This window comes from Brevundimonas sp. ZS04 (genome assembly GCF_001956865.1).
In the GTDB taxonomy this organism is placed as follows: Bacteria; Pseudomonadota; Alphaproteobacteria; order Caulobacterales; family Caulobacteraceae; genus Brevundimonas; species Brevundimonas diminuta.
In genome coordinates this window covers 1-13044 of record NZ_MTHE01000013.1, presented here as the reverse complement: position 1 = coordinate 13044, position 13044 = coordinate 1, and the positions used below count along the sequence as shown (strand labels likewise).

The 13044-nt window shown below is 66.9% G+C and carries 12 protein-coding genes; 8 read left to right on the top strand and 4 right to left on the bottom strand.

Annotated features, from left to right (window positions below):
- Window positions 1–21 precede the first annotated feature (21 nt).
- From rnpA to BJP32_RS13865, 5 genes are all read left to right on the top strand, one after another.
- Window positions 22–450 carry a ribonuclease P protein component gene (gene rnpA / locus BJP32_RS13885; RefSeq protein ID WP_040344591.1) on the top strand — a complete coding sequence of 143 codons (429 nt, stop codon included), beginning with the start codon at window positions 22–24 and terminating at the stop codon, window positions 448–450.
- A gap of 5 nt (window positions 451–455) precedes the next feature.
- Window positions 456–2258: a membrane protein insertase YidC gene (gene yidC, locus BJP32_RS13880; protein WP_046654502.1), complete on the top strand. Its 1803-nt coding sequence runs from the start codon at window positions 456–458 to the stop codon at window positions 2256–2258.
- Between the two features lie 4 nt (window positions 2259–2262).
- Complete coding sequence (gene yihA, locus BJP32_RS13875) at window positions 2263–2931, top strand: ribosome biogenesis GTP-binding protein YihA/YsxC (protein WP_003163997.1); 669 nt, start codon at window positions 2263–2265, stop codon at window positions 2929–2931.
- Window positions 2932–3005: 74 nt separating this feature from the next.
- Window positions 3006–3518, top strand: a complete 513-nt coding sequence (locus tag BJP32_RS13870) for a DUF3617 family protein (RefSeq protein ID WP_003163996.1) — start codon at window positions 3006–3008, stop codon at window positions 3516–3518.
- A gap of 72 nt (window positions 3519–3590) precedes the next feature.
- Window positions 3591–4586, top strand: coding sequence for an LLM class flavin-dependent oxidoreductase (locus BJP32_RS13865; RefSeq protein ID WP_003163995.1), 996 nt, complete (start codon window positions 3591–3593; stop codon window positions 4584–4586).
- Here BJP32_RS13865 and BJP32_RS13860 read toward each other — a convergent pair.
- From BJP32_RS13860 to BJP32_RS13845, 4 genes are read right to left on the bottom strand one after another with little or no spacing between them, the layout of a single operon-like run.
- Window positions 4583–5089 (bottom strand): hypothetical protein, encoded by a 507-nt coding sequence (locus BJP32_RS13860; protein ID WP_076224537.1) that lies wholly within the window; start codon window positions 5087–5089, stop codon window positions 4583–4585. The two genes, BJP32_RS13865 and BJP32_RS13860, sit on opposite strands and share 4 nt — an antisense overlap.
- Before the next feature lie 5 nt (window positions 5090–5094).
- Entirely contained in the window at window positions 5095–6243 is a 1149-nt protein-coding gene (locus BJP32_RS13855) for a polysaccharide biosynthesis/export family protein (protein WP_003163993.1), read from the bottom strand.
- A gap of 35 nt (window positions 6244–6278) precedes the next feature.
- Window positions 6279–7544, bottom strand: a complete 1266-nt coding sequence (locus BJP32_RS13850; protein WP_076224535.1) for a glycosyltransferase family 1 protein — start codon at window positions 7542–7544, stop codon at window positions 6279–6281.
- A complete protein-coding gene (locus tag BJP32_RS13845) occupies window positions 7544–8539 on the bottom strand; it encodes an SIS domain-containing protein (protein ID WP_076224533.1) in 996 nt (331 codons plus the stop codon). Before BJP32_RS13845 ends, BJP32_RS13850 begins: the two co-directional genes overlap by 1 nt.
- A gap of 177 nt (window positions 8540–8716) precedes the next feature.
- On the opposite strand from BJP32_RS13845, the gene otsB reads away from it, so the two are divergent.
- From otsB to BJP32_RS13830, 3 genes are read left to right on the top strand one after another with little or no spacing between them, the layout of a single operon-like run.
- Complete coding sequence (gene otsB / locus BJP32_RS13840) at window positions 8717–9502, top strand: trehalose-phosphatase (protein ID WP_076224532.1); 786 nt, start codon at window positions 8717–8719, stop codon at window positions 9500–9502.
- The gene (locus BJP32_RS13835; protein WP_076224530.1) at window positions 9499–11283 is read left to right on the top strand and encodes a glycoside hydrolase family 15 protein; all 1785 of its coding nucleotides are present in this window, start codon (window positions 9499–9501) and stop codon (window positions 11281–11283) included. Before otsB ends, BJP32_RS13835 begins: the two co-directional genes overlap by 4 nt.
- On the top strand, window positions 11280–12656 hold the full coding sequence (locus BJP32_RS13830) for a trehalose-6-phosphate synthase (protein WP_076224528.1): 1377 nt from the start codon (window positions 11280–11282) through the stop codon (window positions 12654–12656). Before BJP32_RS13835 ends, BJP32_RS13830 begins: the two co-directional genes overlap by 4 nt.
- Window positions 12657–13044: the final 388 nt, after the last annotated feature.

The following is a 13044-nucleotide window of genomic DNA, read 5'->3' as shown; positions in this document are numbered from 1 at the left end:
ATTACCCTTCAGGGCGGGCGCATGACCGATCTGATGAAAATCGATCGCCTGTTGAGGCGGCCCCAGTTTCTGGCGGCCGCCAAAGGCGTTTCTCAGGCTCGCGGCGCCGTGGTGGTCCAGCAACTGGATCGCGCCGACGGCGACCCGACGGTGCGCCTGGGATTCACCGCCACCCGCAAGATCGGCGGCGCCGTCGTGCGCAACCGCGCCAAGCGCCGTCTACGCGAAGCTGCGCGCCTGCTGACGCCCCTGCACGGGCGGGCGGGATGCGATTATGTGTTCATCGCCCGCATGGGCACGGCGGACCGCGACTGGGACCGCTTGCTTGACGATGTGAAATCGGCCCTTACAAGGCTCGCAACCCCGCGCACGGCTTCCGATATGGGAGACCGGGCCGTTTCGACCGCCCGCGCCGCCCCCGACCCGCGCCCCGCCGACCAGGACCGCTGATCCCGATGCAGAACGAGAACTCGCGCAACACCATCATCTTCTTCGTGTGCGCGGCCCTGATCATGGGCGTCTACTACTTCATGGTGATGCGCCCGCAGGCCGAGAGCCGCCGCCAGGCGCAGATCGTCGCCGCCGAGCAGCAGAAGGCGCGCGAGGCTTCGGCCGACGCCGGCCTGACGCCGTCGGGCGCCGCGCCGGGCGTCTTCATCAAGGATCGCGCCCAGGCCCTGGGCACGGTCGCGCGCGTGCCGATCCAGACCCCGACCCTGAAGGGCTCGCTGTCGCTGCAGGGCGCGCGCATCGACGACCTGTATCTGACCCGCTACCGCGAGACGCTGGACAAGAATTCCCCGCCGGTCGAGCTGTTCCGCCCGCAGGGCATGGAGCACGCCTATTTCGCCCAGTTCGGCTGGAGCGGCCCGAACGTCGCCGGCGGCGTGCCCGGCCCCAACACCGTCTGGCGCCTGACCAAGGGCTCGACCCTGACGCCGACCACTCCGGTCGAACTGACCTGGGACAACGGTTCGGGCCTGCGCTTCACGCGCGTCGTCTCGATCGACGACCAGTACATGTTCACGGTCAAGGACACGGTCGCCAACCTGGGAACCCAGGCCATCGCCATCGCTCCCTACGGCCGCGTCGAGCGCCAGGGCGTTCCGGTCGATCTGGGCAAGCAGATGATCCTGCACGAAGGCGCTATCGGCACCTTCGGCGACGGGGACGGCTATTCGACTGAACAGGTCAAGTACAAGGACTGGGCCAAGAAGCCGCGTATCGAGAACCAATCGACCGGCGGCTGGTTGGGCATCACCGACAAATACTGGCTGGCGGCCCTGATCCCCACCCAGGACGAGACCATCGAGGGCCGTTTCTCGGTGCGCGACGCCCAGGGGATGAACATCCACGAAGCCGCCATGCTGGGCGCCACCCACACCATCCAGCCGGGCCGCCAGATCGAGGAGACCCAGCGTCTGTTCGCCGGGGCCAAGCGCGCCGAGGTGCTGAAGGCCTATGAGCAGTCGCTGAACCTGCCGCGTTTCGTCTACGCCATCGACTGGGGCATGTTCTGGTTCCTGACGCGCCCGATTTTCACGGTGGTGGAGTTCTTCTACGGCGTCCTGGGCAACTTCGGCCTGGCCATCCTGGCCCTGACGGTGGTGGTCAAGCTGATCCTCTTCCCGCTGGCCAACAAGTCCTACGAGAGCCTCTCGAAGATGCGGAACCTCCAGCCCAAGATGGAGGAGATCAAGAAGAAGCACGGCTCCGAACCGCAGAAGCAGCAGCAGGAGATGATGGCCCTGTATCAGCGGGAGAAGATCAATCCGCTGGCGGGCTGTCTGCCGATGGTGGTGCAGATCCCGGTCTTCTACGCCCTGTACAAGGTGCTGTTCGTCACCATCGAAATGCGTCACGCGCCCTTCTTCGGCTGGATCCGCGACCTGTCGGCGCGCGACCCTTCGACGATCTGGAACCTGTTCGGCGCCATTCCGTGGGATCCGGCGACCCTGCCGATCCTGGGCGGCATCCTGAACGGCCCGCTGCACCTGGGCGTGTTGCCCCTGGTCTATGGCTTCACCATGTGGCTGCAGATGGCGATGAACCCGCCGGCGCAGGATCCGATGCAGCGCCAGATCTTCGCCCTGATGCCGATCGTCTTCACCTTCATCATGGCCCCGTTCGCGGCCGGCCTGCTGATCTACTGGGCGTGGAACAACGTGCTGTCGATCATCCAGCAGTATGTGATCATGCATCGCTTCAAGGCCGAGAACCCGATCGACGCCTTCCTCGCCCGCTTCAAGAAGGCCTGATCGGTTGGACGCGTCTGACGAGCCCAAGGTCGGGGAATATTCCGACGCCGAGATCGAGGCGGCGCGCGTCCTGTTCGCGCGCCAGGCCAGCTTCGTCCTGGGCTGCGCCAAGATCGAGCAGCTGCCGACTCCGGACCTGCCCGAGATCGCCTTCGCCGGCCGCTCCAATGTGGGCAAGTCCAGTCTGATCAACGGCCTGGTCGGCATGCACAAGCTGGCCAGGGCCTCCAACGAGCCGGGCCGCACGCGCGAGGTCAACTTCTTCGACCTGGACGGGCGGATGCGTCTGGTCGATCTGCCCGGCTACGGCTGGGCCAAGGCGTCCAAGACCACGGTCAAGAAGTTCCAGGATCTGGGCCGCGACTATCTGCGCGGCCGGGTGACGCTGAAGCGCGTCTATCTGCTGATCGACAGCCGCCACGGCCTGAAGAAGGTCGACGACGAGGCGTTGGACGCACTGGACCTGTCGGCCGTCTCCTATCAGATCGTCCTGACCAAGGCCGACAAGCTGAAGAAGGGCGAGGCCGAAAAGGTCCAGGCGGCGACGCTGAAGGCCATCTCCAAGCGCCCGGCCGCCTATCCCCACGTCGCCGTCACTTCGTCGGAAAAGGGTTTCGGCCTGCCCGAACTGCGCGCCGAGATCATGCGCACCACGGGCGTCGTCCTCGACTGAATCTCACATCCGCGTGAACCGTTAAGCCAGACCGGCGTTGTCCCCCTCGGTTCTTAACGAGAGGGGAGCGCTCCATGCGTTCAGCGATCATCGGCGGCGTCGCCATCGCCTGCCTGCTGGGTCTGTCGGCCTGCGGAAACAACAACAACAAGGCCGAAACTCCGGCCGCTGACGGGGCTGAGACCGCTTCGACGGCCGCCGCGCCGGCGACGCTCGATGCGCCCAAGCCGGGCCTGTGGCGCGTGTCCACCGCCATGGAAGGCATGCCGGGCGGCGCCGCCGTCCCGCCGCAGGAAGTCTGCATCAAGGAAGCCAAGCTTGAGGCCCCGGCCAGCGCCCAGCAGCCGGGCGCCGACTGTACGACCAAGCCGTTCGCGCGTGAGGGCGACGCCATGGTCGCCACCTCGTCCTGCACCTTGCCGGGCAATATGAAGGCCGACTCCACCATCCGCGTGACCGGCGACTTCAACAGCCGCTACGTCACCGAGGTCACGACCAAGATGGACCCGGCGCCGACGCCGCAGATGGCCCAGACCAAGGTCACCATGACCGCCGAGCGCATCGGCGACTGCCCCGCCGGTCAGTAAGCGCCCGCCCATAGACGATTGATCGTCACGGCCGGTATGGCGTCGCTGAAAAGCGGCCCCCATATCGGTCGGATGATCCCTCTGTCCATTCTCGACCTCGCCCCCGTGCCGGAAGGCTCCGACGTGGGGCAGGCGCTCGCCAACACCATTGATCTGGCCCGCCACGCCGAACGGCTGGGCTACAATCGCTACTGGCTGGCCGAGCATCACAACATGCCGGGCATCGCCAGCGCCGCGACCTCGGTCGTCATCGGCGCGGTGGCGGCGGCGACGAAGACCATCCGCGTCGGCGCCGGCGGGGTCATGCTGCCCAACCACGCCCCCCTGGTCATCGCCGAGCAGTTCGGCACCCTGAACGCGCTTCACCCCGGTCGGATCGACCTGGGCCTCGGCCGCGCGCCTGGCTCGGATCAGGCGACGGCGCGAGCTTTGCGCCGCACGCTTCAGGGCGACCACGACGCCTTCCCTCAGGACGTGATGGAGCTGATGCAGTGGTTCGCGCCCGCGACGCCGGATCAGCGCATCATCGCCAATCCGGGCGAGGGCCAGGCCGTGCCGACCTGGATCCTCGGCTCCTCGACCTACGGCGCCCAGCTGGCGGCGCACCTGGGCCTGCCTTACGCCTTCGCCAGCCATTTTGCGCCGGGCGAGATGCTGCGGGCCCTCGACATCTATCGCCAGACCTTCCGTCCATCGCCGCATCTTGAGAAGCCTTACGTCATGCTGGGCTACAACGCCTTTGTGGCTGACACGGACGAGGCGGCGCGCCTGCTGTTCACTTCGGTCCAGCAGGCTTTCGTTAACCTGAGAACCGGCCGCCCCGGCAAGCTGCCGCCGCCGGTCGAGGGCTACTACGAACGGCTGGACGGCGCGGCGCGCGGCATGATCGACGTCGCCCTGGCCTGTTCGGCGGTGGGCGCGCCCGCGACGGCCAAGGCCGCCCTCGACGCCTTCATCGCCCAGACCGACGCGGACGAGCTGATGCTGACCAGCCAGATATGGGATCCGGCCGCCCGCGTGCGCTCGCTCGAGCTGCTCGCCGCGGCGACCGGGCTGGCGTCCGCCTAGCGGCTGCTGGCGGGCGGTTTGAACAGCAGAGGAGAGGCGGCGTTTTCGGCGTCCAGGCGACGCCAGGCGGCGCCCAGGCGGATTGCGTCGGCCAGATCCTGCGGCGTTATGGGTTCGGCGTCGGTCAGTCTCTGACGCAGGCCGCGACAGGCCGCCAGCACGGCGGAGGCATGTCGTATCTCAGGGATCGTAGAGCGCGCGCCTATGCCGTCCAGCGAGGCGAAGCGCCAGCCTTCTTCGGACGGCGCGGCCTGGATCATCGCCCATTTCTCGGCAGGGGTGAGTTGATCGGCCAGTTTCTCCCAGGCGCCGTTCTCACCCTGTCGACGGTACTGACCCGGCTGGGCGGGTAGGCCGTGACGGCCATAGACGTCGCACGCGGCCGTCTCTATGGCGGCGACTTCCGCAAGCAGGCTGTCCACGCCGTCCGACAAGGCGTCAGAAGGAACGACAGCCTGCTCGCCGCCTCGGTCGTCGCGACGGCGTCCGAAGCGGCTCAGCATCGCCTTTAGTTCAGGCTCAGGTTGCCGGTGACCGAGACGTCGTAGACGACGCGGGTGATGCTCTGGACCACTTCGAAGAATTTGCGCATCTCAGCCGCGCCTGCACGCGGCGTGTAGATGAGATCGTCCGACTGCATCTGGAAATTGCTGGCGATGAAGAAGCCTTCGCCCTCGGCCAGGTTCAGGCGATAGACCACCGGCACCCCGCGCGAGGTGACGGGCTGCTGGATGCCCAGGGCCTGGGCCACTTCCGGCCGCTCGAAACGGAAAACCAGAACCGAACGGGCGTTGGCGATGTTGGAATCCAGGCCGCCGACGCCGCTGAGCGCCTCGGCCAGGGTCAGCGGGCCGGGCGGCAGTTCGCTGCGCGCCACGGCGTTGAAGGCGCCGAAGGAGCTGAAGCGGCGAGGCTTGTAGACCAGGTTGACCTGATCGCCCCGCTGCAGGCGCACGTTCTCGTTGAACTCGGTGGTGACGATCGACATCGGGGCCGTATAGACCTTGCCGTCGCGCTGGATGCGCACGTCGATGTCGTGCAGCGAACGCGACGGGCCGCCGGCGGCGGCGATGACGTCGAGGATGCGGTCGCTGTTGGCTGATAGGGGCTGGCGTCCGGGGCTGCGCACGTCCCCAAGCACGGTGACGGCGTTGGAGGCGTTGCCCGCGATGGTGACGACCACCTGGGGATTGGCGACCTTGCCGACCAGGGCGCGGCGCATGGCCGCCGAGGCCTGCGACGGGGTAAGGCCTTGCACGGTCACTTCGCCGGCAAAGGGGATCGGGACGGAGCCGTTTCGGTTGACCATCAGCGGCGGCAGGGTCTGGTTGCCGCTGCTGGCGCCGTCGCGTGGCGAGCCGCTGCCGAACAGGCTGCCGCCCGGTTCGAAGATGCTGACGGCAAGGGTGTCGCCGACGCCGATCACATCCGTGGGCGCTTCGCTGGAGGCGAGCGCCAAGCTCGAGAAGGACGGCGGGGGCGCCGCCTTCAGCCGTTCGCTCAGCGCGAAGTCCAGATCGACGAGCGCGTAGTCGCCCGCCCGCTCCGGTGAGGACGAGCCTTGAACCACGTTGCGGCCGGATGGCCCGTCGCGCGGCAGGGTCGAGCATCCGGCCAGAAGAGCGACGATGAGCAGGCTGGCGGCGGTTCTGGACATAGGGCCTCGGTGCAGTTCCATCAGATGCTTACCCTTCAGGCGGCTGCGCCGCCAGAGGCGCACAGCACCCGTTGCTGGACGACATCGAAATGCTGGTCCCAGTTGGGCGGAGAATAGGGCGGCGCGACCGGCGAATTGCGGGTCCAGTCCTCAAGCGCGGCCAGCCATCCCAGGCCGTCCAGCGGATCGATCAGGCGGGCGTGCGGGACCAGTTCGCGGTGGGCGGCGATGTTCGAGGCGATGAGGGGCACGCCCATGGCGCTGGCCTCGACGGCGGGCAGGTCGAAGCCTTCCACCGATGAGGGTGCGACCATGGCGCGTGCGCCCCGCATCAGAGCCGAAAGGGCGCAGTCAGGCAGGTTTTCGGCCTGGTGCACGAGGCCGCGTAGATTGGGCGAGCGTTGCAGGTGGTCCAGCACGGCCTCGTTTTCCCAGCCGTATCGGCCGACCAGGACCAGGCGCGGCGTGTCGGCGCCCATGGTTTCTTGCAACCGGCGCCAGACGGTCAGCAGGAAGGCCAGGTTCTTTCGCGCCTCGATCGTGCCGACGTGCAGGAAGTAGGGGCGAGCGGGTGCAATCGTCGTGCGGCTGTCGAAGGTGCGCTCTAGCCCCAGATGCGCGACTTCGATCGGCGGGGCGGCGATGTTCGACTGGTCGGCGAAGCCTTTCAGTTCGTCGGCTGTGTACTGGGAATTGACGATGATCCGCGAAGCGTGGCGCAGCACGTTGGTCATCCGTCGCACATGCTTCAAGCCGTCGCCGGGGCGGCAGAACTCGGGATGGGTCACGGGGATCAGGTCGTGGACCATGATGATCCGCTCAATACCGCCACCGGCCAGGGACGTAAGGATGTCGGGCGTGTTCAGGCTCGTATGTCCGACATTTATATAGGCTCGCGCCGATGGAGGTGCGGCGATGCGGCGCGACCTGAAGTACTGCTTCCAGATCCGTTTCGGCTTGGTCTTGGGCGGCGCTTTTTCTTCGGGCGCGCGTCCTATGATCGAGGCTCCGTCGTCTGGCGAGCGCAGGGCGTCGAACAGCTTGCGGGCTTCGGGGCCCAGTTCCGTCACGGCGCCGGGGCCCGTCCAGCGGGTGCGCAGTTCAGCGAGGCGTTCGCGGAACCAGTCGTTGTCGACGCGCGCCAGTTGATCCTTTCGCGCCCGTACGGGCGTCATCCGATAGGTCGGGTGCTCGATCAGCCATTCGGCGTAGGCCAGACAGACGCGGTCTACCCCGGTCGGCGCGCTGCGCTCGGTTCGGCTGAGCAGCCGGCTGGCGTCGAAGAGCACGTCCTCGATCATCAGGAGACGTAGCCCGCCTGCATCAGCTCGGCGATGTGGATGATGGCGACCGGGCGGCGATCCTCCAACACGAACAGATTGCTGATCTTGTTGGCGGACAGCAGGTCGACGACGTCGCTCATGCGCGCCTCGGGATCGACCGTGATGGGGCTGCGGCTCATGATGTCTTCCGCCCGGACGGCGCTGACGTCGCGGGTGAGGGCGCGGCGCAGGTCGCCGTCGGTGATCATGCCGGCCAGGGCCCCGTCGGCGGCCAGGACGGCGACCGCCCCCTTGCGCCCTTCGGTGATCGCCGAGACGACGGCGCCGAAGTCGGCGTCCAGGGGCACGCTGGCCGGAGCGGCGGCGTTGTCGCCCATCCACTCGCGTACGGTCTGCAGGCTCATGCCCAGGGCGCCGCCGGGATGGTGCAGGCCGAAATCTTCCCGCGTGAAGCCGCGTCGGTCCATCAGCACCATGGCCAGGGCGTCCCCCATGGCCAGGGACATCAGCGTCGAGGTCGTCGGCGCCAGGCCGTTGGGGCAGGCCTCGGCCACCTTGGGCATGGTCAGGCAGACGGCGGAATGACGGCCCAGGAAGCTCTGGGGCCGCTGGGTGACGCCGATCACCGGAATGTCGTTGCGCGCGCAGAAGATCAGCGGATCGCGCAGTTCGCGGCTCTCGCCCGAGTTGGACAGCGCCAACAGGGTTGTGTCGGGGCGCAGCATGCCCAGGTCGCCATGGCTCATCTCGGCCGGGTGGACGAAGAAGGAGTTGGTGCCCGTCGAGGCCAGGGTGGCGGCGATCTTGCCGCCGATGTGGCCCGACTTGCCCATGCCGGTCACCACGACATAGCCGGGGCGCGACAGGATGATGTCGGCCGCGCGCGCGATCGAGGAATCCAGCGAACGTTCCAGCGCCTCCAGCGCTTCTATGTTCAAGCGCACGACTTCGCGCGCCCGGTCGGACATGGCGGCGAGTTGTTCAGGAGAGGAAGGAACGGAGAAAGCAGTCATGACGGCTCCAGGCGCCGGGGCCGCTTCTGCGGCTCTATCGTAGCGCAGTGGCAAATGCCTCATTCGAGAGTTCGGCACAATGGCGCCGTCGCGGGTGAACGAACGATGAATAGCGACAACCATTCCAGGCGTCATGCGTTGCCGTAGGGTCCACGCATAGAAAGCACTCTGAAACGCATGTCTTCTGCACAGGGGTTTGCGCGCCCCCCACTGCCTGCGCCGCCGGAACGTCTGAGCGGAGCGGCGCTCTTCCTTGATCTGGACGGGGTTCTGGCCCCGCTGGCGCCGACGCCGGACGCCGTGGGACCGGAACCGCGCCGCACCCGGACGGTCGAACAATTGACCCACGCTCTGGGCGGCCGGGTCGCGGTGGTCAGCGGCCGCACCCTGGCCGAGATCGACCGCATCGTCGACGGGGCGGCGCGCGCGGCCTCGGGCGTGCACGGGCTGGAACGTCGCCGGGCAGACGGCGTGCTGAGCGCACGCGACCCCGCGCCCTCGGTAAAGACGGCGCTGGCCGCCTTTCACGACTTCGCCGAGGCTCGTCCCGGCGTCCTGGTCGAGGACAAGGGTCTGTCTGCCGGGCTGCATTTTCGCCAAGCGCCCAGTCAGGCCGATGCGGCCCTGGCCTTGGCGACCGCCCTGGCGGGCGAAACCGGTCTGGCGCTTCAGCCGGGATCGATGGTGCTGGAGCTCAAGACGCCTGGCGCGGACAAGGGCACGGCCGTCGCGGCCTTCATGGCCGAGGCGCCTTTCGTGGGCGCTACGCCTGTCATGGTCGGCGACGACCTGACCGACGAGGCGGGCTTCCGGGTGGCGGAAGCTCTGGGCGGTTTCGGCGTTCTGGTCGGGCCGGATCGACCGACGGCGGCCCGCTATCGGCTCGAAAACGTGGAGGCGGTGCTCGACTGGCTCGGCGCTCTGGCCTCGGCCGCCGTAGAGGAGAAGGAGGTGCGCGCATGACCCCCAACCTGGATCTGGCCCCCATCGGCAATTGTTCGGTCAGCGCCCTGGTCGATCGGCAGGGGCGGTTCGTCTGGGCCTGCGCGCCGCGCATCGACGGCGATCCCGTCTTTTCCGCCCTGATGGACGGTGCCTCGCCCGAGCACGGCTTCTGGGCTGTGGAGCTGGAGGGGCAGGTCGCGGTCGAACAGGCCTATGTCCGCAATACCGCGGTCCTGCGCACCGTGCTGACGGCGGCGGACGGCGGGGCGGTCGAGATACTGGATTTCTGTCCGCGGCATCTGAAGCACTCGCGCATCTATCGGCCGATCGCCTTTGCGCGCGTGATGCGGCCTCTGTCGGGCGCGCCGCGCGTCACCATGCGTCTGCGCCCGTCGACCGACTGGGGCGCGCGGGCGGCTGAGCGCACCTCGGGCTCCAACCACATCCGCTATCTGTGCAGGGATGTGACTTTACGCCTGACCACCAACTGCCCGGTCAGCCACGTGTTGAACGAACGCGCCTTCCGCCTGGAGGAGGAGATGGCCTTCTTCCTCGGCCCGGACGAGGGCTATGATCAGTCGGTGCTGGCGGGCGTCACCGCCGCCCTGGACCTGACCATCGCTCACTGGAAGCACTGGACCCGCACCCTCTATCTGCCGCTGGACTGGCAGGAGGCGGTGATCCGCGCCGCCATCACGCTGAAGCTTTGCGTCTATGAAGAGACTGGCGCCATCGTCGCCGCCATGACGACCTCCGTGCCGGAGTTTCCGGAGAGCGGACGCAACTGGGACTATCGCTACTGCTGGATCCGCGACGCCTACTATACGGTGCGGGCGCTGAACCGTCTGGGCGCGGTGGACATCCTCGAGAGCTATCTCGGCTATCTGCGCAACCTGGTCGACGCCTCGGCGGGCGGTCATGTTCAGCCGGTCTATGGCGTGGGTCTGGAGCCCGCCATCGTCGAGCACATCGTCGACAGCGTCGAAGGCTATCGCGGCATGAAGCCGGTGCGTGTCGGCAATCAGGCGCACGAGCACCTTCAGCATGACGTCTATGGCCAGATCGTCCTGCCGCTGGTGCAGGCCTTCTTCGATCACCGGCTGTTGCGTCCCGGTACGATTGAGGATTTTCGCGCGTTGGAGAAGGTCGGCGATCGCGCCTTCGCCATGCACGACCAGGTCGACGCAGGTCTGTGGGAATTCCGCACTATCGCGCGGGTGCACACCTATTCCTCGGTCATGTGCTGGGCGGCCTGCGATCGCCTGGCCAAGGCGGCGCATCATCTGGGTCTGGACGATCGCTGCGAGCTGTGGTGCGAGCGTGCGCGCATCATCCGCGAGCGCATCGAGGCCGAGGCCTATCTGCCGGACGAGGGCCGCTTCGCCGCCAGCTTCGGCGGGACGGAGCTGGACGCCTCCCTGCTGCAGATGACGGACCTGGGCTTTCTCGACGCCCATGACCCGCGTCAGGTGAAGACCTTTGAGGCGGTCGAGCGCGATCTGAAGCGCGGCCCCTATCTGTTCCGCTACATCCACCCCGACGACTTCGGCGAGCCGGAGACCGCCTTCAACTTCTGCACCTTCTGGTACATTGAGGCGCTGGCCCTGAACGGTCGGGTCGAAGAGGCGCGCGTCATCTTCGAGGAGATGCTCAGCCGTCGCACCCATGCGGGCCTGCTCAGCGAGGACATCTCGATCCAGGACGGCGAACTGTGGGGCAACTACCCTCAGACCTATTCCCTGGTCGGCATCATCAACTGCGCGGTTCTGCTCAGTCGTTCGTGGACGGATGCGCGATGAGCCGCCTGATTGTCGTCTCCAACCGCGTTTCAGCGCCCAAGGATCCGGCGGCGGGCTCGGCCGGCGGTCTGGCCATGGCTCTGTCGGCGGCGCTGCGCAAATATGAGGGCCTATGGTTCGGCTGGTCCGGCGAGACGGTCGAGCATTTCACCGGCGAGTTGAATATCGAGGACCGCGCGGGCGTCGCCGTCGCCACCGTCGATCTGGAGCCGCAGGACGTCGACGAATACTACAACGGCTACGCCAACAAGACGCTGTGGCCGCTGTTCCACCACCGCATCGACCTGACGGCCTATGAGCGGTCCTACGGTGAAGGCTATGAACGCACCAACCGTCGCTTCGCCGAGGTGCTTCAGCCTCTGTTGCGGCCCGACGACGTCATCTGGATCCACGACTATCACATGATCCCGATGGCGCGGGATCTGCGCCGTCTGGGCGTGAAGAACCGCATCGGCTTCTTCCTGCACACGCCTTGGCCGGCGCGTCAGCTGCTGGTGACGCTGCCGCATCACCGGCGGCTGGTGGAATCCATGTTCGACTTCGACCTGCTCGGCTTCCAGACGCGCGAGTGGCTGGGCCTGTTCCAGCGTTATGTCGAGGTCGAGGCGGGAGGCAAGGTGAGGGCCGACGGCCGGGTCGAGGCCTTCGGCCGCAGTGTTCAGACGGGGGCTTTCCCCATCGGCATCGATGTGGACGGCTTCCTGGCGGCGCGCGACTCGCCGCTGGGGCGACGGACCTATGATCGGATGTCGGCTTCAGCGGCCTTCCGTTCCATGATCGTCGGCGTAGACCGGCTGGATTATTCCAAGGGGCTGGAGCAGCGCCTGCTCGGCTATGAACAGTTTCTGGAGGACAATCCCGAACTGCGCGGCGAGGTCTTCCTACTGCAGGTCACGCCGATTTCGCGGGACGAGGTGGATACGTATCAGGATATGCGCGTGCGTCTGGAAGCCTTGGCTGGGCGGGTCAACGGCGCCTACGCGGACATGGACTGGCAGCCGATCCGCTATCTGAACCGCACCTTCCGCCGCGATCAGCTGGCGGGGATCTATCGCGCGGCCAAGGCGGGGCTGGTGACGCCCCTGCGCGACGGCATGAATCTGGTGGCCAAGGAGTATGTGGCGGCGCAGGATCCTGAAGACCCCGGCGTCCTCATTCTGTCGCGCTTCGCAGGCGCGGCCGAGCAGATGGGGGAGGCGCTTCTGGTCAATCCTTTCAGTCGCGAGGAGCTGTCCGAGGCGATCCAGAAGGCCCTGACCATGCCGCGGGAGGAACGGATACGGAAATGGAAGGCCCTGATGAAGGTCGTGCGCGACACTGACGTCGCCCGCTGGCGCGACGACTATGTTCAGGCGCTGATGGCGGCGTCGTAGGGCGCCCGGTTCATCAACCATTCATCCTGATCCGCACAGTGAAGCTGTATTGCCCCAATGGGCGGCGGTAACCCGATTTATGTTGAAATGGCGCCACAGTGGACACATTCAACGCTCAAATGTGGAACCGCTGCACTGCAATATCGTTCGGCTTTCGAGCGCCTTCGCGGTATCGCATGGGCTTTCGGATCAACTAGAGAGTGTGAGGACACCATGAAGCTGAAACTTCTGGCCAGTGTCGCTGCTGCGGGGCTGTTCGCAGCCGGCGCTGCATCGGCTGAGCCCGATGGCTGGTACGGCGCGATCGACGCCGGCTACCACATCATCGACGACATCAACACGGAAGCGTCGGCGACCGGCCACAGCTGGAACTGGGAAGTCAACGACG